This window comes from Streptomyces phaeochromogenes, assembly GCF_001418655.1.
GTDB classification, from domain to species: Bacteria; Actinomycetota; Actinomycetes; order Streptomycetales; family Streptomycetaceae; genus Streptomyces; species Streptomyces phaeochromogenes.
In genome coordinates, this window is sequence record NZ_LIQZ01000648.1 from 1,607 (window position 1) to 2,012 (window position 406).

The window sequence follows — 406 nt, forward strand, 5'->3', positions numbered from 1 at the left end:
GCGCGACGAACGTCGAGTTCCTCAAGGGCACCATCGAGGCCATCCCACTCCCCGGGAACACCATCGACGTCGTGATCTCCAACTGCGTGATCAACCTGTCCACCGACAAGGCCTCGGTGTTCGCGGAGACCTACCGCGTCCTGACCCCCGGCGGCCGGATCGGCGTCTCCGACGTCGTCGCCGATGACGCCCTCTCCGCTGCCCAGCGCGCGGAACGCGGCGACTACGTCGGCTGTATCGCGGGAGCCCTCTCCTTCACCGAGTACCGCGAAGGCCTCGAAGCGGCAGGGTTCACGAACGTCGAGATCACCCCCACGCACTCCGTCGCCGACGGCATGCACTCCGCCATCGTCCGCGCCACCAAGCCGGCCACAGCCGACGCCGATGCCGGCGCCGGCACCAGCGC

General features: G+C 69.2%; 1 protein-coding gene. It reads left to right on the top strand.

The features are described 5' to 3' along the window. On the top strand, positions 1-406 hold a 406-nt coding region (locus AOK17_RS53345), incomplete at both ends, for a methyltransferase domain-containing protein (protein WP_245697901.1).